This is a genomic window from Gemmatimonadaceae bacterium, assembly GCA_036273715.1.
GTDB lineage: Bacteria > Gemmatimonadota > Gemmatimonadetes > Gemmatimonadales > Gemmatimonadaceae > JADGGM01.
Map to the genome: position 1 here is coordinate 1 of DASUHB010000072.1, position 18,782 is coordinate 18,782.

At 67.8% G+C, this 18,782-nt stretch carries 15 protein-coding genes; 9 read left to right on the plus strand and 6 right to left on the minus strand.

The window, feature by feature from the left end:
* The coding region (locus VFW04_16995; GenBank protein HEX5181031.1) for a hypothetical protein at nt 1-258 on the plus strand (258 nt) is incomplete at its 5' end.
* Between the two features lie 44 nt (nt 259-302).
* Here the strand turns inward: VFW04_16995 and VFW04_17000 are convergent.
* The 5 genes from VFW04_17000 to VFW04_17020 form a co-directional block, all read right to left on the minus strand.
* Nucleotides 303-590, minus strand: coding sequence for a hypothetical protein (locus VFW04_17000; GenBank protein HEX5181032.1), 288 nt, complete (start codon nt 588-590; stop codon nt 303-305).
* 85 nt (nt 591-675) lie between these two features.
* A complete protein-coding gene (locus tag VFW04_17005; protein HEX5181033.1) occupies nt 676-1,026 on the minus strand; it encodes a YbjQ family protein in 351 nt (116 codons plus the stop codon).
* 204 nt (nt 1,027-1,230) lie between these two features.
* Nucleotides 1,231-2,973, minus strand: coding sequence for a methyl-accepting chemotaxis protein (locus tag VFW04_17010; GenBank protein HEX5181034.1), 1,743 nt, complete (start codon nt 2,971-2,973; stop codon nt 1,231-1,233).
* Nucleotides 2,970-4,076: an ABC transporter substrate-binding protein gene (locus VFW04_17015; GenBank protein HEX5181035.1), complete on the minus strand. Its 1,107-nt coding sequence runs from the start codon at nt 4,074-4,076 to the stop codon at nt 2,970-2,972. Before VFW04_17015 ends, VFW04_17010 begins: the two co-directional genes overlap by 4 nt.
* A 394-nt stretch (nt 4,077-4,470) precedes the next feature.
* Nucleotides 4,471-5,856, minus strand: a complete 1,386-nt coding sequence (locus VFW04_17020; protein ID HEX5181036.1) for a BTAD domain-containing putative transcriptional regulator — start codon at nt 5,854-5,856, stop codon at nt 4,471-4,473.
* 345 nt (nt 5,857-6,201) lie between these two features.
* Here VFW04_17020 and VFW04_17025 point away from each other — a divergent pair, with 345 nt between their 5' ends.
* The 8 genes from VFW04_17025 (at nt 6,202) to VFW04_17060 (ending at nt 16,815) form a co-directional block, all read left to right on the plus strand.
* Nucleotides 6,202-7,524 carry an OmpA family protein gene (locus VFW04_17025; GenBank protein ID HEX5181037.1) on the plus strand — a complete coding sequence of 441 codons (1,323 nt, stop codon included), beginning with the start codon at nt 6,202-6,204 and terminating at the stop codon, nt 7,522-7,524.
* Nucleotides 7,525-7,846: 322 nt separating this feature from the next.
* Entirely contained in the window at nt 7,847-10,072 is a 2,226-nt protein-coding gene (locus tag VFW04_17030; GenBank protein HEX5181038.1) for a glutamine synthetase III, read from the plus strand.
* 256 nt (nt 10,073-10,328) lie between these two features.
* Nucleotides 10,329-11,201 (plus strand): hypothetical protein, encoded by an 873-nt coding sequence (locus VFW04_17035; GenBank protein HEX5181039.1) that lies wholly within the window; start codon nt 10,329-10,331, stop codon nt 11,199-11,201.
* Nucleotides 11,201-12,169 (plus strand): phosphodiester glycosidase family protein, encoded by a 969-nt coding sequence (locus VFW04_17040; GenBank protein ID HEX5181040.1) that lies wholly within the window; start codon nt 11,201-11,203, stop codon nt 12,167-12,169. Before VFW04_17035 ends, VFW04_17040 begins: the two co-directional genes overlap by 1 nt.
* Nucleotides 12,170-12,312: 143 nt before the next feature.
* Nucleotides 12,313-12,678, plus strand: a complete 366-nt coding sequence (locus tag VFW04_17045) for a hypothetical protein (GenBank protein HEX5181041.1) — start codon at nt 12,313-12,315, stop codon at nt 12,676-12,678.
* Between the two features lie 203 nt (nt 12,679-12,881).
* Nucleotides 12,882-13,742 carry a hypothetical protein gene (locus tag VFW04_17050; protein HEX5181042.1) on the plus strand — a complete coding sequence of 287 codons (861 nt, stop codon included), beginning with the start codon at nt 12,882-12,884 and terminating at the stop codon, nt 13,740-13,742.
* Entirely contained in the window at nt 13,739-15,457 is a 1,719-nt protein-coding gene (locus VFW04_17055; protein HEX5181043.1) for a HAMP domain-containing sensor histidine kinase, read from the plus strand. Before VFW04_17050 ends, VFW04_17055 begins: the two co-directional genes overlap by 4 nt.
* On the plus strand, nt 15,454-16,815 hold the full coding sequence (locus VFW04_17060; protein ID HEX5181044.1) for a sigma-54 dependent transcriptional regulator: 1,362 nt from the start codon (nt 15,454-15,456) through the stop codon (nt 16,813-16,815). Before VFW04_17055 ends, VFW04_17060 begins: the two co-directional genes overlap by 4 nt.
* On the opposite strand, the gene VFW04_17065 is transcribed toward VFW04_17060, so the two are convergent.
* The gene (locus VFW04_17065; GenBank protein HEX5181045.1) at nt 16,812-18,512 is read right to left on the minus strand and encodes a serine/threonine-protein kinase; all 1,701 of its coding nucleotides are present in this window, start codon (nt 18,510-18,512) and stop codon (nt 16,812-16,814) included. The genes VFW04_17060 and VFW04_17065 overlap by 4 nt on opposite strands.
* Nucleotides 18,513-18,782 lie beyond the last annotated feature (270 nt).

Below are 18,782 nucleotides of genomic sequence, written 5' to 3' on the forward strand. Positions count from 1 at the left end.
CAGCGTGCATGGCGGGTGGTCCGGCACACCGACATCGTGCAGAGCGGGATGTCGTCCGCGGCGCCGGACAGCGAGCGCGTGACGCTGCTGGGCCAGGGCTCGGCGAACGCCATCCATGTGATCAGCCACGACGGCGTGTATCTGGGATCCCAGTCCACGCAGCGGATCGACCTCACCGAAAAGAATGCCATCTCGGAGGGCGCGCCGATCACGCAGACGTTCAAGTCGACGGTCGAGCGGCTGCCTAACTCGCGCTAAGCGCGCCGGCGGCCCGGCCGGTTCCAGTTAGGCGGATCCCGTGCCTACCGCGAGCGCGGCTGCAGGCCGGGCGGATCGGACCGGCGCACGGGAAACACCTCCAGCGACGGGTCGAGCCCGTGGCGCGAACCGACGCGCTGCCCCGCGCGCCCCGTCAACCGCCGATACAGCAACAACCCGCCGCCCGCGGCCGCACCCACCACCGCCGCGCCCGCCACGAGCGTCAATCCGAAGGCGAGCAACACGCCGCCCGCCACGAGCGCCGCGACGCCCAACGCTGCCGCCGCGGCGCGACTCCTAACGGTAATGTGTACGATGCGAGGCTGGGGCATGATTCTCCACTCGACGCGGGATGCGAGTCTCGTACGGTCAGCATAGGACGAGCACCACGAGGAGACAAGTGTGGCGCGTTCGATCCTAGAGCGCCGCACCCGGTTGGGCCTCCACCACGACGGCTGTGCCATAACAGAGCACTTCGGTCACTCCGTTCATGACCTCAGTCGCATCGTATCGCACGCCGATCACGGCGTTCGCGCCAACCTCCGATGCGTGCGTCAACATGAGCTGAAAGGCGTCCTCGCGCGTGCGTTCGCACAAGTCCGTGAGCAACGAAATGTTGCCGCCCACCAGTGTCTGCAACGCTGCACCCAGATTGCCGACGATCGATCGCGACCGCACGACAATGCCCCGGATGATTCCGAGATTCTGCACCACGCGGTAGCCATCGAGCGACATGGTGGTGGTCGTCATCTTGTGAAGTAGCGGCACGGGAGCTCCCAGCGGAGGAAGCGGCGGCTGGCGCCGCCTTGGAGAAGCGCTGACGCCTTGGAAAGCGCTGCGCCCCTGAGAATCGATTGGGTATACGCGTGTACGCTGCTGCGAGGATCGCGCAGAGGCAAGTCACCTCCGCTGACCGAGGCGCCGTCAGGCGCCCGTCGTCCGAATCACCACGCGTCCCGATTCCATTCTCAATCAGTTCGTCCCGTTACCGTTCGTGCGAGCGCCGAGCCCGTCGACGAGCTCGCGGAGCCTCATGGCGCCACGGTGCAGCGTCGCGGCGGTCGCGCTCATCTGCTCGCATGCGGCGCTCTGCTCTTCGCTCGACGCCGTCACTTCTTCAGCCGCCGAGGCGTGCGATTCCGCAACGCGCGCGATGGCGGCGATGCCCGTCGCCGCCTGCTCCACCGCGCGCAGATTCTCTTCGGCGGCCAAACCCACGCCGGATGCCGCGGTGCGCGTCCGTTCCGACGCCGATGCAATTCCCGACAACGCGTCGTCCATGCCGCGCGCGGCTCGCTCGATCTCGGCAACATGCGTCACGCCGTCCTGCATCGCTTCCGTCGTGCGGGCCATGCGCTCGGTGATCGACCGCGTCATCTGCACCACCGTCGCCGATGCGGACCGGGCCTGCTCGGCGAGCTTGCGCACTTCGGCGGCAACTACCGCAAAGCCACGACCGGCGTCGCCCGCGCGCGCCGCTTCGATCGCCGCGTTGAGCGCCAGCAGATTCGTTTGGTCGGCGATGCCCCGCACGGTATCCGCGAACGTGGTGATCGTCGCGGTCGTGTCGTTCAGCGACTGCACCTCGGTCGCCGCGGTTTCGACCGTAGTTTTGATTTGGAGGAGCAGGTCGAGGGCGCGCTCGAGCTCCGGTCGTTTCGCCGCCGACGATTCCGCAATCTCGTGTGCCAGTCCAGTCACATCGTGTACGCCGCCGCGCACGGTGTCCGCGCGCTGGCGAATCACCTGCAGCGCGCCGTCGATATCGCGGAGCTGCTGCACCTGGTTCGACGCGCCGGACGTCACATCGGACATGGCCGATGCGACCTGGCTCGCGGCGTCTGAGATCTGCGTCGACGCCTCGGCCAGTTCGGTAGCCGAGCCGGCGACCTGCTGCGCGGTTCCGGACGTGACGGACACCACCTTCGACAGCGAGTCGCCCGCGTGATTCATTGCCTCGGCCAGGCGCTGGAATTCTTCGGGCATGGGGTCGGTGGTACGCGCCGTGAGATCGCCGCCGCTCAACTGGCGCGCGTGTCCGACCAGCGCGCGCAGCGGACGATCGATGGACCGGACGGTGCGGATGGTGATCGTCGCCGCGACGCCTAACGCAACGGCCACGACGGCGAGGAGCAGGAGCGAGCGGCGGTCGGTGTCGTCGCGCAGCTGCGCCGAGGCCACCACCAGCTTGTTCGCCTTGAACCTGCCTAGCCGATCGATCTGGCTCAGCAGCGTGTCGACCACCGGGCGCGCGGCGGCGGCCTGGAGCTGCGCGGCCGGCCCGCGGCCCAGATCGAGCAGGCGGTGCGCGAGGTTGTAGCGCACTTCGACGTCGCTCAACCGCGTGTCGATGTCCGCGATCAGCGCGATCTCATCGGCCGATTGACGCGGCAGCGCGTTCATCTGACGCTGGACGTCGTGCGCGTCCCAGCTGAACCGCCGGAACGCTTCTCCGGTCGCCGAGTCGCGCGTCGCGAGGTAGGCGTTCGCCGCGCCTAACCCGCGGGCAATGTCGGCGGTGAATTCCGCGGCGAGCCGGTTCTCGCGCTGAATGTCTTCCAGCACGTGATCCACGGTGTTGGCCGTGGCGCTCATCGACAGACGTGCCAGCACCCCGGCGGTGATCAGGAGCAGAACGAGCGCGCCGAAGCCGAGGAGGAGACGCGCGCGAATCGTCGTCGTTCGCCGGAGCGGCGTGAAGGTCGCCTCGCTCATCGGCTGCTCCCGGCGCCGGGCGTCACGAGCTCGAACGCGCCATGGCGCACGCGGGTCACACGATACGATGACATGACCGGATCGCCGCCCGGGCCGAAGCGCAACACGCCGGTGATACCATGGTACGCGGTTTCGTCGGTGAGCGACGCCAGATATGCGCGGATCGCCGCGCGGTCGGGACCGGCCTCCTGCACCGCTCGCGCCATCATCCGTGCCGCGTCGTAGCCTAACGCAGCGTACGCGTCGGGGACTTCATGGTAGCGCGCGCGGAAATCGGATACGAAGCGCTGCACCTCGGGGCGAGGATCCTCGACGGTGAACGCGGTGCCGACGTACGTCCCCTCGGCCATCGCCGTGTCGGCGACGATGCCGGTCCAGCCGTCGCCCCCCAGAAAATCGCTCGAAAACTTCTCGCGTTTCGCTTCGCGCAGCACCACGAGCCCCGAGTTCTGCGTGCCGACCACGAACACCACGTCGGGGGATCGCGTCTTGTAGTACGCGATGTACGGTTCGGCGTTCGTGATGTCGGCGGAAATCGGATCGATGCTCACGATGTCCCCGTTGAAGGCGCGCCGGAAACTCGAGGCGAGCCCGCGTCCATACGCATCGTTCTCGTACAGCACCGCCGCTCGCTTGCGACCCAGCGCCTCGGCGAAGTGCGCGATCGTGATGCCGTTGCTCGAGTCGCTGGAGATCACGCGGAACACCCACGGCGACATTCCGGTCAACTCCGGTGTGGTCGCCGACGTTGCAATCGCCGGGAGCCGCCCGCCGTCGTAGACTTTCGCGGCGGCGACCATCGCGCCCGACGTGACGTGCCCGATAACGCCGACGACGGCCTGGTTTGCGACGAAGTCCTGCGCGATGCCGGCCGCCTTCGCGCCGTCAGCGCCGTCGTCGCGTTCCTCGAGCTCGAGATGCTTCCCGCGGACGCCACCCGAGTCGTTGACCTCGGCGATGGCCATCTCGATGCCTTTCTTGGTCATGTCGCCGAACGGCTGGGCGAAAGGACCGGCGACGCCAAGCTGAATGGTTGGTGAACCGCCGGAGCAAGCGCCGGCGATGACGCAGAGCAGCGAAGCAATGAGAGGACGCGTGCTCACGGCGAGTATGGGAGGCGGTGTGGGTCTAGCGGTGCGCCAAAGCGCTCACGCGCCGTTGGCAGCGCCCACTGAATGAGATGACTTCCACGGAGATGGCTTCGGTGGCGCAGAGCGTACTCTCGGGACGAAGCGCTGACCGACGTGTAACAGAGCGCTCCAATGATCGGGCGCCTGACCGAAGATCTTTGTCGTCCGCGACTTCGCTCCGTGGGCAGCGGCGCGCTTGGGCACCGGCTATGTCAGGCTTGGGGTGCGGCCGAACCGCCCTGTCGGCCTATTCGTGCAGGATCAGCACGTATGGCCGTACGCATCACGGTCGCAAGACCGTTTTGGCACCGTCCTCAATGCCATGCGCGCTGCGTTATTGGCAGGATCTCAGGGACAGCAGATGCTGTCAGGAGTGGCCCACCTTGGCGGCGCTCCTCTCGACCGAGTCCCGGCCGGCGTGTGCGATCGCCGACGGTTGAAGCGCTGTGCTCCGCAATCGCGACGCGGCTCGCTGCGCCAGCCCGACCATGTCCGGCGCGGAAACGGTGAAGAGCCGGATGACTCTCCCCGATGACGCTTCACGGACGCTGATGTCGAGCATGTACAGCGTATCGCCGTGCACCAAACCGCCATCCACGATCCAGGTAGCGCCCAGGCGCTCTCCCAAATCGTGAATCGCTTCGTCGGATACAGTCCCTGCGCTGTTTTCGGCGTTCAGGACGCGCTCCGGCGGCACTACCGTGAGCGAGCTGGAGTCGGCCAGGTCGGCGGCGAGGAGCTGCGCGATGCCGTCGCCGATCCACGCGCTCGATGCGCTCGCATCCAAGACCCGCACCGGCGCGATGGCGACGACGGGTGCCATGGCCAGCTTGGTGACCGCCGGGCGACTGCTCGGCGCCGCAAGTAGCACTGTGATCGCGATGCTTCCGGCTACCGTGAGCCAACGCGATGCGCGGCGGATGCGTCTGGCCGACGCTTGGTGATCAGGTACGTCCTCCGCGGGCGCGGCGCTCGCCGGGGCATCGGCCGGCATCGCTGGTGTCGGCGGCGTCGCCCGGAGGGAAGCCGCGATGTCTGTGGCCAGCGCCGAGACTCGCGGATCCGGCGCCAGGTCATACTCGTCGCGCAACCGGCGGACGAGCCGATCGTACGCAACGAGCGCTCGGGCGAGCGCATCGCGCGTCATCGGCGCCTTGAGCGCATTGAGACGATAGAGCGCCGCGTCCACGGACAGCGGCGCCATGGCGAGCCACCGGGAGGCGAGCGTCGCGCACTCGTCCCAGTCGCGGGCCCGTGCAAGCGCGAAGCACCGAGCGTCGCACGCCGCGAGGAACACTCGCTCGAGGCGCTCACGCTCGCGCGTGGCCCACTGCTCGAACGTGCACGAGCAGGGCACGCATACGCCGTCCATGAATGGGCCCCCATACAGTTGCACGACGCGCGCAGCATCGCGCGCCGTCGACGCAGCGGTGAGCTCGAGCGCGTCGACGCTCAGTCGGCAATCGGGAGCGATCCACACGTCGGTCTGCCGGGACGCGATCGCGTCGCGGCCCAGCACCCGGCGCAGGTGGGACAGGGCGTCGCTCAGCGAGTGCCGGGCGCGCTCTTCGTGCTGGTCGCCCCAGAACGTTTCGGCGAGGACGGAGCGCGACAGCGGGCGGCCCGCAGTCGCGAGGACGGCGAGCAGCGCGAGCTTTCGCCGGCGCGTGGCAAGCGACGCATCCTCGGACCCGTCGGAAGCGATCAGTGCCAGTTGGCCCAGCGTGATGAGTCGAAAGGTTTGGTCGCTCAACGTGTTGAGGCTGTTGAAGTCGGCGTGCCGGGCTGATTACCTATGGCGTCGAGGGACAGAGCCGGAGCCGGTACAGGCGTCGGCGCATCGTTCGCCATGCGGATGAAACGTCTGGTTGGGCGTGATTTTCTCGCTCGGCCGGCGGCGTGCGTCTCGGATGCCGGCCGCGCCCAGTTGGCGGACTGGGCAGTTGCGAGCGGGCGGGGTAGCGGGCGCGCCGTGGCAGATCGCGGGGTGCGTGCCAGTTGTTCCCTGGCGTAGTATCTTCGTCCGCACGGGTCGTGTGGGGTGATGCGGAGCGGTGTCGATGGCGGTTAGGCGGAACCTTCGGTGGAGTCGAGACTCATGCGTCACGTGACGGCAGTGCTCGGACTGGCGTGTGCGGCGTTCGTCGGCGCGGGCGCGCCGGCGGCGGGCCAGAGCATCTTCAGCAAGTTAGGCAGCAAGGCAAAGCAGGTCGCCAACGACAAGGCCAATCAGGCCATGGACAGCGCGGTCAACAAGGCGGCGCAGGCGGTCGTCTGTGCGGTGACCGACATCGCCTGCATCTCCAAGGCAAAGGCGAGCGGAAAGCCCATCAAGGTGACCGACGCCGGCGGAAAGCCGGTGTCGAGCGCCGACTCCGCGGCGGCGATCAGCGCCGCGGTGTCGCAGGCCGCGGCGGCCGCGCAGCCGGTGCTCGACAGCGCGAGCGCGACGGGCGCCGATGCGACGGCGGCCGCTCCAATGTCTAACACAGTGTTAGTCAACTACGATTTCGTGCCGGGCGACCGCGTGCTCTTCGCCGAGGATTTCGCCGGAGACAACATCGGCGACTTCCCGAAGCGGCTCGATCTCGTGTCGGGCAATTTCGAAGTCGCCGAGTCGAATGGCGCCCGCTTCCTCCGGGCGACCGGGCTGGGCCAGGTCAAGATTCCTCTTCCCGAGATGCTGCCGCAGCGCTTCACCGTCGAGTTCGACTTCGACGGCGATCGCACCCAGGGATGGGTCAATGCAATCCAGTTCGCCGATCCGGCGGTCGCGACGGCGGGAATGTCCAAGATCGAGTTTCGACCGGACTATGGGGGAGTCGCCGGCCCGGTGACCGCCGAGGTGCACCTCGACGCCAATGCGATTCAACACCCGACGCACGTCGCGGTCATGGCCGATGGCGCCTACGTGAAGGCGTACCTGAACGGCGTACGCGTCGCGAACGTCCCCAAGGCCCAACTCGGGCGCACGAAGGGAATCTGGATTTTGGTGAACGGGAACCAGGCGGACCCGGCATCCATCAGCAATATCCGAGTCGCCGAAGGCGGCAAGCCATTGTACGACGCGCTGGCGGCGAAGGGTCGGGTGGCCACCCACGGCATACTGTTCGACGTGGGCTCCAACCAGATCCGCGCCGAAAGCACCCCGACGCTCAAAAGCATCAGCGACATGTTGACGGCACACCCCGACCTCAAGCTGATGATCGAAGGGCACACGGACAACGTGGGCAGCGCCGAGAGCAATCAGTCGTTGTCGGAGCGGCGCGCGGCGGCGGTGAAGCAGTATCTGGTGACGACGGCGCACATTGATGCGGCACGTCTGTCGACGAAGGGCTACGGTTCGAGCAAGCCGATCGCGTCGAACACGACGGCCGAGGGACGCCAGGAGAATCGTCGGGTCGAGTTGGTGAAGATGTAGCGCACTAAAGTTTTGGAGGTTGGGGCAGGTGCCGGCAGGGTGCCGGCGTGCTCGTGGACGGCAAGGCTCGGCGCGGCCCGGTGTCGCGCTAAGCCTTTGGCCGGGCGCCCATTGGGGGTGCTGAGCCGGCCGGGTAGAGTGCGCGCGCTGTTCACCGGAATCTGCAGGAACTGCACAATCGTGGCGCCGCGTGGCAAGCTTTGGCTGGAAATTGGCCGGTCTGCGGTGTAGTTTGTGCAGGTAGAGCAAAATTCATGGTGCACTGGCACCTCTTGAATCTCTTGCTCCAGGCCACATCGCCACCCGCCAACCAGGTCGACCGATGCCATCAACCATCACTCGCAAGGCGATCCTCAGGGACATCACGGACCGTCCCGTGCACGACGGCGCCCGCACGAACGGCAGCACGCCGCCGGCACATCCCCCGACATCCGAATATTTCGGCGTCAACACGTTTGGCGTTAGGCAGATGCGCGCCAAGTTGCCGCGCGACGTGTACGCCAAGCTCCTGTCCTCGATCCGCCACGGAAAGAAGCTGGACCAGGACATCGCGCCGACCGTCGCCCAGGTGATCAAGGAATGGGCGATCTCGCGCGGCGTCACGCATTTCACGCACTGGTTCCAGCCGCAAACCGGCCTAACGGCAGAGAAGCACGACGCCTTCCTGTCGTTCGACGATGACCGCCAGCCCATGGAATCGTTCACCGGCGAGCAGCTCATCCAGAGCGAGCCGGATGCGTCGAGCTTCCCGTCGGGCGGCCTCCGCGCGACCTGGGAAGCGCGCGGCTATACGGCGTGGAACCCGGCCAGTCCCATCTTCATCGTCGAATCCGGCAACACGCGCACGCTGTGCATTCCGTCCGTGTTCATCGGCTACAACGGCGAAGCGCTGGACGAGATGACGCCGCTGCTGCGCAGCTCGGACGTGTTGTCGCAGAAAGCCATCGGCCTGCTCGAACTGTTAGGCGACCGCGGCGTGTACCGCGTGTACACCACGCTCGGACCGGAACAGGAATACTTCCTCATCGACCGCGCACATTTCGCGATGCGGCCCGATCTCGTGATGGCCGGCCGCACGCTGTTGGGCGCGGCGCCGCCGCGCGGCCAGCAGCTCGAAGACCATTACTTCGGCGGCATTCCCGAGCGCGTGCAGGCGTGCATCGCCGAGGTCGAGCACGAGCTGTACAAGTTAGGCGTACCGATCGTCACCCGGCACAACGAAGTGGCGCCGAGCCAGTTCGAGATGGCGCCGATGTTCGAGGAGACGGATGTCGCGGTCGACCACAACCAGCTGGTGATGGCGACGCTGCGCAAGGTCGCGCTGCGCCACGGACTGCAGGCCGTGCTGCACGAGAAGCCGTTCGCCGGCATCAACGGGTCGGGCAAGCACTGCAACTGGTCGATGGCGATCGCGTCGGACAACGAGCTCGACGGCGTGAACCTGCTCAAGCCCGGCAAGACGCCGCACCAGAACCTCCGCTTCCTCATCTTCCTCGCCGCCGTCCTCAAGGCGGTGCACAAGCACGCGGCCGTGCTGCGCGCCGGTGTCGCGACATCGGGCAACGAGCACCGGTTAGGCGCCAACGAAGCGCCGCCGGCCATCATCTCGGTGTTCATGGGCGACATGCTGACGCGCGTCATCGACGACATCGCCAACGCCAAGACCTCGCCGAGCAACGCCGAGCAGGCGATGATCAAGTTGGGCGTGGCGAAGCTGCCGGAGATCCAGAAGGACAACACCGACCGGAACCGCACGTCGCCGTTCGCCTTCACCGGCGCCAAGTTCGAATTCCGCGCCGTGGGCGGCTCGCAGACCATCGCATTCCCCGTGATGGTGCTCAACGCGACGGTCGCCGAAGCGATCGGCGAATTGACCGAGCAGCTCAAGGCCGCGCTCCAGAGCACGAAATCGGTGGACGACGCCGTGCTCAAGGTGGTGCGTAAGGCGTTCAAGGAGACCGCCGATGTCCGCTTCGAGGGCAACAACTACTCGGACGACTGGGTCAAGGAAGCGGCGAAGCGGCGGCTGCCTAACTTGCGCCGGACGCCGGAGGCGCTCGAGGAGCTGATCACCAAGCCCGCCCGCGCGCTGTTCGACCGGCTGGGCATCCTGACGCGCGAGGAGCTCGAGTCGCGGTTCCACGTGCACATGGAGCGCTACACCAAGGACATGCTCATCGAGCTGCACACGGTGCGGCAGATAGTGGACACGATGGTGCTGCCGGCGGCCTTCGCCTACCACGGCGCGCTGATCGACACCGCCGCCAAAGCCAAGGACCTTGGCCTAACGGTCATTCCGGAGCTCGAGACGGCGAAGGAGGTCGGCACCGTGGCGCAGCAGATCCAGAAGCGCCGGACGGCGCTGGCCAAGGTGATCGATCAGGCCGATCACCTCCACGCCGACCCCCTCACGCAGGCCAAGCTGCTCACCTCCGAAGGCGCCGATCGCATGGCCGAGCTGCGCGCGAGCTGCGACGCCATGGAGTTGCTCGTGCCCGATGACCAGTGGCCGCTGCCCAAGTATCGCGAGATGCTGTTCCCGGTCTAACGCGACACGCGCAGTGGACGGGCACGCGGGGGCGGCGCACGATGCGTCGCCCCCGCGGTGCATCGGCGCGCACCCGTGCACCGACGCCGAGCACGCAAAGTATCGGCGCCCAATGTGTTGACATCGTTGATGCCGAAACGACAGAGAGACCATAGCTTGGCGCACCCACCAGTCGCCGGATCACACCATGTGGAGGAGCGCCATGCGTGCACCGACAGCATCTCTGAGATCCTGGGCGCGACGCGCGCTCCTGGTCGTGACGACAGCAGCGTTCGCGGCATGGATGCCCGCCACCGCGCACGCGCAGTTCGGCAAACTCGTGAAGAAGGCCGTCGACAAGGCCTCGCCGGGTTCGGCCAAGGCGGCAGGTCCGGCCCCCGTGTACGACGAAACCACCATAGAGCTCGGCGGCGCGCAGGTGGATCAGATGATCGCCGGCCTAACGGCGGAGCGCAGCATTCTCGTCGGCTCCGGGCAGAACGGCCTGCAAGCGATGATCAAACGGCGTCAGGCCGCGTCCGACCAGCGCTCCAAGATCGCCGACGCGCACGACAAGGATGAACAGGCGTACGAGAGCAGCTCGTCCAAGATCGATGGGTGCCGCAGCCAGACCCTCGACGCGCTGCAGCAGACGCACACCAAGGAAGCCCAGGCGAAAGCGATGAGCGATCCGGCTTTCCAGCAGCGATACATGCAAGCGGCACAGGCCATGGCACAGGCGAACGCCCGCGGCGATACGGCAGGCGTGCGCAAAATACAGATGCAGCTCATGCAGGCGGCGTATCCGAATGCCAAGGAAGACACGGCCGCGGCGGACGCGAAGTGCGGGAAGCCGGTGCCGGAGCCGGCGTGGCGCGTCCAGCGCAATGCGCTCTCGAAACTGGAAGACGCGCTCAGCGACTCGATTCGCGCCACCCAGGACACGGCCGAAGTAACCGGCGCGAGGAAGAGCGGCCTGACGGCTCCGCAGTTCGGCACCGCGCGCGAACGCATCCTGACGTTCCTCGCGAATCAGAATCGGAGCGGGGGCATTCCGGGCTACAGCCAAAAGGAAGTCGATGCGTTAGGCGCGAAGGCTGCCCAGCTGCACCAGTTGATCGAGGACATCGAAAAGGCGAGCCAGACCTGATGGTCGGACGACGCCTGGCGGGCGCAGCGGCCTTCGCGCTCTGTGCGTCGGTCGCTGCGCCCGCAACGCCGCCGCACCGCGTGTCCGGGCTGCCCTCGAGCGCGCTCGCAGTCGAGGGCAGCCACGGGATGCGCACGTGGTGGCGCTCGGACCGTGCGCCCGCGCGGTGGACGGCGCCGCTACCGGAGATCGCGCACGCGTTGGCATGGCAGCCGGTGGCGGCAGGAATCGAATGGGCATCGATGCGCCTGGGCGGGCGCGGTGAAGCGTGGCGCATTCGTGTGATGGTCGTGCGCATCGACCCGCGCCTCACGACCCTCCGGCTGGACACCGCATTCGCCGGCAACGGCGTGGCCGCCGCCTGGAGCATCGCGCGCGCGCCTAACGATGCACGAGTCGCGCTCAACGCCGGGCAGTTCGTCGGTTCCATGCCGTGGGGATGGGTCGTGTTGCACGGGCGGCAGTTTTTATCGCCGGGACACGGGCCGCTGTCCACAGCGGTCGTCATCGACACGGCCGGCCGCGTGCATTGGATATCGGGCGACAGCATCGCACGCTCGGTTTCCGGCGTCGAGGCGGCGTTCCAGTCCTACCCCACGCTGCTCGAGGGAGATGGCGACGTACCGGCCGCCCTGCAAGCGCCAGCCTCGGGTGCGGCCGCCATCGACCTCGCGCACCGCGATGCGCGGCTCGCGTTAGGCGAGTTGCGCGACCGCCGGCTCGTGGTGGTGCTGACGCGATTCGATGCGCTCGACGGCGCGATGGATTTTGTCCCGTTCGGTCTCACGACGCCCGAAATGGCCGCGCTCATGGGCGCCATCGGCTGCCGGCACGCGGTCGCCCTCGACGGCGGCATCTCGAGTCAGTTGCTGATTCGCGACGCACGCGGACACACGTTCGCGTGGCGTGCCTTGCGCAAAGTCCCGCTGGGGCTGGTCGTCGTGCCGCAAGCGACCGCGGAACACTGACCGACCTTCCGCGAAAAGGGGCGGTTCTCACGGTCGCAGCCGGGAACAATCGCTCGGTCGCCAAACCTTGTCGATGAGTGGTACTTTCCGACACGGTGATCCACGCGACCGCCCAACCTGCGAGCGCCTTTATGAATTCTGCAGTGACGACACTCCGCATCCTCGTGCGGCTCTCCGGCCTCATCCTCATCATCCTCGGGATCATTTTCTGGACCGGACATGCGCTCGGCCTCATTCCGGTGCACATGGTCGTTGGTCTCCTGCTCGCGGTGTGTCTGTGGCTGCTCGCCATCTTTGGCGTAAAGGCGCACGTGAGCGGCGGCTTTGTCGCGCTCGTTGCGGTGTGGGCGCTCGTCATGGTGATCTTTGGTGCTGTGCAGACCCGATTGATGGTCGGCAGCGCGCACTGGGTCATCCAGGTGTTGCACCTGCTCGTCGGCCTCGCAGCGCTCGGGCTGGGCGACCAGTTGGGCATGCGATTGTCACGCGCGGCGTACCAGGCGCGATAGCACGCGTTGCGCGCCACGGCGAGAGCGGAGCAGGGAACTTCGGCGGCGACTCGTCCTAACATAAGAGAGAGGATCTTCGACTCACTGCCCGCCACCACGCGTCAGTCGTGACTCACGCCCGCATTTCGTCCGGCATCGCCTTCGTGGTCGCGCTGGCGAGTTGCTCGCATCAGGGCGCGTCAGTTGCGCCGTCGCCTGCTCCCGTGCCCGCGTCGCTTGACGTTGCCGTGACGGACGCAACGGATTCGATAGCCGGGTGGCTGAGCGGTGCGTACCAACTGTCGGCTCGGTCGGGTGACACGGTGCGCCTGGAGCCGCTGGGTACCAACGCGGGACCGGCGCTGATTGTGCATCGGGTGGCGGCGCGCGATGCGCGCGATGCGATCGACGCCGGCGTGGATGCGCTGCTCACCGATGATCCCGACGCCATCGCGTATGCGGCAACGCGCGCGGACCTCACCTCGGTGCCATCAGGCTGGAATCGCGCCTACGGGCTTCTCGTGCGCGCGGGAGACCAGTCGACCGATGGCGAACCAGCGTCGGCCCTCGACATCTTGCGGACAGAGCTCGCAATAGGCGCCGTCCGCGTCGAGGCACGTCCGGCACGCATGGCGAGCGACGGCGCTTGCACCGATTCGGGCGGCGCGACGACGGCGACAACCGCCGGCGCTGCAGCCGGCCCGCGCATCGTGTATTCGCGCACCGACGATGTCGCGCGCGCGCTCGCCGCCCGCCTGGTTGCGTTAGGCGCATCGCGGCGCGAGCTCCTGGCCGCGCTTTCCCCGTCCCTCGTGCGCGCCGGTAGTTCGTTGCGGGCGGAAGGCGTCGATGCGGGTGAGGCCGCCCGCCGGGTAGCGCGCGGGAGCGCTCTCGCCGCGGTGGTTGCCGTCCCGCGTGTGCCGGACTGCAGCGCCGGCGCCGTGCCGGGAATGGATCCGGGGCTGACGCGCCTGATTCCGTTGATCGAGACGCGCGAGCGGCTCATCGCCAAGCGCCGCCTAACGGGCGGTGCGCTCGCCGCACTGGCTCGTGCGATCGGCGATTCCGCGCAGGCAGCGCCGTGACGTTTCGCACGCGCCTCATGATCGCCTTCGGCGTGGTCGCGCTGGCGCCGCTCGTGGTGATCGCCGTCGGCGTGCGCCGACAGATGGATCGGCGTCTCACGGCGCAGGACGAACGGCGCGCCGCGGCGCTCGCCGCCGTCGCATCGGCAGACCTGGCGCAGCGCGGCGTGTCGATCGGCGACCGGCTGTCGTCGCTCGCCGCCGCGCTGGACGACGACAACCGCTTCCGCCTCGCCGTTCTTCAGGGCGATGCCGCCGGCCGCGCGTACGTGCTCGATCTCGCCGGCCGGGAGATGCGCCTCACCGGGCTCTCGATGCTGCAGATCCAGGATTCGTCCGGGCGGATTCTGAGCTCGGGCCACTTTCGCAACGAATACGACCGCCTCGAGCCGGATCTGCCGATGCTGCTCGCGTCCGTGCGCCGCGCCGCGCTCGTGCACGCGCGGACGCCGGACGGACCGATGCTGGTGCTGGCTCGAGTCGATTCCGTTAGGCTCGCGGGCCGCCGCTTCGCCGTCGTGGGCGGAGTGCAGGTCGACTCGGCGTTTCTCGGGCGTCTCGCGCCCGGCGTGGATTTCTCGACGGCGCTGTCGCTGGCCGGCGGCGACAGCATCCGGTCGGGCGACGTGCAAGGCGCATCGCACGCGACGGTCGTATCGCGCATCGAGATTCCGTACATCACGGCCGGCGCCGGCGGCGCGCGCGGCGTAGCGACCGCGTCGCTCGCGCTCTCGCGTTCCACGGCGGCGCTCGACGCGCTGGAGCACAGTGTAGACCTCTGGTTTTTTGCGGCCATGGCGGTGACGGCTGCCGGTGCGCTCCTCGCGTCCACGTGGCTCGCCGCCCGCGTGAGCCGTCCACTTCGCGAGCTGGCCGAACAAACGTCGCGCGTCGACCTGGACCGGCTGGATGTCGACTTCAGCGCCGGGCGCGACGACGAGATCGGCGCGTTGTCGCGCCTGTTAGGCGCGATGACACGCCGGCTGCGCGCGAGCGCCGCCCGCGAGCGCGACGCGGAGCGTCGCGCGGCGGTCGGCGATCTCGCGCGCCAGGTCAACCACGATGTCAAGAATGGATTGGCGCCCATCCGACACGTCCTGCGTCACCTCGCGCAGGTCGAGCGCGACGAGCCGAACCGCCTCGCAACCGTCTTCGCCGAACGCCGGCCGACGCTCGATGCGAGCGTCGACTATCTGGACACGCTGGCGCGCAATTACGCGCGCCTGTCGCCCCGCCTGGACGTCGCGCCGTGCGATGCCAACGAGATTGCGCGCGCGGTCGCCGCGGGCGCGTCGGCGCCGCGATCCGCGACCATCGCACTTGCGCTGGCCGACGGCCTACCGAAGGTTCGTGCGGACGCGCTCGTGCTGCGCCGGATCCTCGAGAATCTCGTGACCAACGCGTGCGATGCACTCAACGGCCGCGGCGGCACCGTCACCATCGGAACGGCGGCAGCGGCCGGCGGCGTCGAACTCTCCGTGACCGATACGGGCAGCGGCATGACTCGCGAGCAATTGAACCGCGCGTTCCATGACTTCTATACGACCAAGCCCGCGGGCACCGGACTCGGCCTGTCGATCGTGAGACGGCTCGTGGCCGATCTGGGAGGCGCGCTGCGCGTCGACACCGAGCCCGGATCGGGCACTCGTGTGCTGGTCACGCTGCCGCCAAACGACATCCGAGGCGAGCCGGCGGGCCCGGTCTCACACCCATGACGACGATCCTGTTGTGCGACGACAATGCGCCGCTCGCGGAGCAGTACGCCTACGACCTGCGGCGCCTGGGCGGGTACGACGTGCTGACGGCGTCGTCGGGAGCGCAAGCGCTCGAGGTCCTGAACACCGAGGCGATCGATTGCCTCGTTCTCGACCTCGAGATGCCGGTGATGGACGGATTTGGCGTCCTGCGCGCGCTGCGCGACCGCGCCGTGGACACGCCGGTCATCGTCTATACCGGCACCGGCAACTTCGATCGATGCGTCCAGGCGGTCAAAGCCGGCGCCTACGCGTTCATCGACAAGGCGGAGCCGGTGGAACGCGTAGTTCGCGAGATCGAGAACGCGATCGAACGCCGGCGTATTCTCGATGAAGTGACAGTGCTCCGTCGCTACGCCGACGACGAGAGCGCGCTGTTAGGCGGCAGCCCGGCGATGGGCGCGCTCAAGGACGCGATCGCGCGCGTGGCACCGGTGCCGAGCGCGGTGCTCATCATCGGCGAGAGCGGATCCGGCAAGGAGCTGGTCGCACGCGACGTGCATCGGCTGGGCGCCGGCGCGCGCGAGCCGTTCGTGGCGGTGAACTGCGCGGCGCTGCCCGAGCAGCTGGTGGAGAGCGAGTTGTTCGGGCACGAGCGCGGCGCGTTCACCGGCGCGGTGTCCTCGCGGAAAGGGGCGTTCGAGTCTGCAGGACGCGGGACGCTGTTCCTGGACGAGATCGGCGAGCTTCCCGCTCCGGCGCAGGCGAAGCTCCTGCGCGTGCTCGAGGAGCGCGCGGTGACTCGGTTAGGCAGCAACCGGCCGGTGCCGGTCCCGGCGCGCGTCATCGCGGCGACGAATCGCGATCTGGAGCAGGAGGTGCGCGACGGCCGGTTCCGACGCGACCTCTTGTTCCGCATCAACGTGCACTTGCTGCGCGTGCCGCCGCTGCGCGAGCGGCTATCGGATGTGCCCGACCTCTTGGCGCATCTCGTGGCGCGCACGTGCGAGCGCTTCGGGCTCCGCGCCAAGCGCGTGTCTCCAGACGCGCTCGAAATCTTGATGGCTTACGACTGGCGGCTCAACAACGTTCGCGAGCTGCGAAACGCGGTCGAGCGCATGATCATCGCCGCCGACGGCGCTGTGATCGGCGCCGAGCACGTCCCGGCGGACGTACGGGACGACGCCCAGCCGCATCCGCCTAATGCAGGCGATGCGCGCGGTTTCGTGCAGCTCAAGGCCGAAGCCGAGCGGCAGATCATCGTGTCGGCGCTCGAGCGCCACGACTGGCACATCACCCGCACCGCCCGCGACCTCGGCCTCGCGGATCACGCGAGTCTGCTCAAGATCATGCGCCGGCACCGCATCTCGCGTGACTAACGCCTGAGCATCGGCCGGTCCCGCGGCTTCGGCGCCGCCGCGGATGCCGCCACCGATTCGCCCACCTGTCCGGTCAGGCGTTCCATCAGGCTCTTGAGTTTCTCTCGGTGCTTGGCCGCAGATCGCACGAGAAACGTGCGCGCGACGCCGAAGACCCCGGCAAACGTGGTGAGCCCGGCTGCCACAGCCACTACAGGATGATGCGGAAATATCGCCATCAGCACTCCGGCCCCGGAGTAGATGCTGATGAGTGTCAGCGCGATGCGCCGCCGCCGGATCGATGCCCCGAAGTTTTCCACCGCGCGCACCGTCGTCTTCCCGTGGCGCGATTGCACCGACACGTGCACGATGCGAGCCGCATCCATCGACGCCCACGAGAGCGAGCGCTCCGTCGCGTTCACAGCGCCGGCATGTTCCATCAATCGCCGAATCGTGTCAACCAGCATGTCGAAATCGCTCTCGAGCATCTCGCCGGGCACGACCGCTTCGAACTCCAGCCCCGGCGGCGTGCCAAATGCGATCGACGACTTCTGGGTCAGATCGATGATCTGCACCGTGACTGGAGCCTCGTGGCCTAACGACCGTACGAGTCCGTGCTCGGCCATTGCGTGTTCGACGTACTGCTCCGGGATGCCCGCCTCCATCGCGGCCTCGCGCACGGATTTGACATCGTAGCCCGATGTGCGACTCGCATCCGCCGTCGTGTCGCGTGCCATGGGCACGGGCACCGGACGCGATTCGAGGCCCGTCTTCGCTTGCAGCTCGGCGGCGCGAGTCCATATCGCGTGCGCTTCGTCTTCCGAGATTCGCGATGGGGCCTCGGGTACCGCCGCCGCTCTGACCGCATCGCGCGCCACCTCACGCTCGACTTGATCGAGCGCGTCGGCCAGCTCTCCGCCAGACTGAAATCGTGCCGCCGGATCCTTTGCCAGGCATCGATCGATGATCTCGGCCAGTGCGCGGGGCGCCGCGGGGTCAACGGTGAGCACCGGAGGCGCGAGCTTCGTCACCTGTGCGACGATCACCGCCGACGCCAGCTCCGCCTCGAACGGAAAGCGTCCGGTGAGTGCGAAATAGCCCACCACGCCAAGTGAATACAGATCCGTGCGTCCATCGAGACGCTCGCCCGTTACCTGCTCGGGGCTCATGTAGTAGACGGTGCCGAGCACCTGGCCCGTCGCGGTCAAAGGCGCGGCTTCGGCGAGCCGCGCGATACCGAAGTCGGTGACCATCGCGCTTCCCGAGCCGCGAGCGACGAGAATGTTTTCGGCTTTGACGTCGCGATGGATAACGCCGTGCGCGTGGGCATAGTCGAGCGCTCGCGCGACGTCGCGCAGCTCGCGCAGCACTACCCGAGGATCGAGCCGTTGCGCAGTTCGTACCTGCTCCGCCAGCGATTCGCCATCCACGTAGCCCATGGCAAAGAACACGTGCCCATCGATCTCGTCGGCGCGATAAATGGGCACGATGTTCGGGTGCGACAGCGCCGCCGCGGTTCGCGCCTCGCGCAGAAATCGCTCCCGAATGCTCGAGTCGTTCGACAGGTGCGGAGGCAGCGTCTTGATCGCAACCGCGCGGTCGAGCTTGAGGTCGCGGGCGAGGTACACCACGCCCATGCCGCCCTGGCCGATTTCGCGTTCCAGGGCATACTGACCGTCCAACACGCGGGCAAACGTCTCGAAGTCGGCTGTCGGCATCCTCGATGGCAGCGGCGGACGGGTCCGCGCGTCGGGGCGGCGCGCAAACGAATTTCGCCCGGAAAGATGTCTCGCGAAGCGACGGGCCGCGAGGGGAACTGGCCGTGTGTCCCTCGGGACACGAGCGGGTCTTCGATTCCGTGTCCGGCCGGACACGATGGGCCGGGCCGGCGGACGCCCCCCTGGCGCCTAACTGAATACGCCGCGCCGACTTCGCTGCTCGTTGGGCACGGCTCGTGGAGCGGGCCGCGCGCTTGCCATTCCATGGGG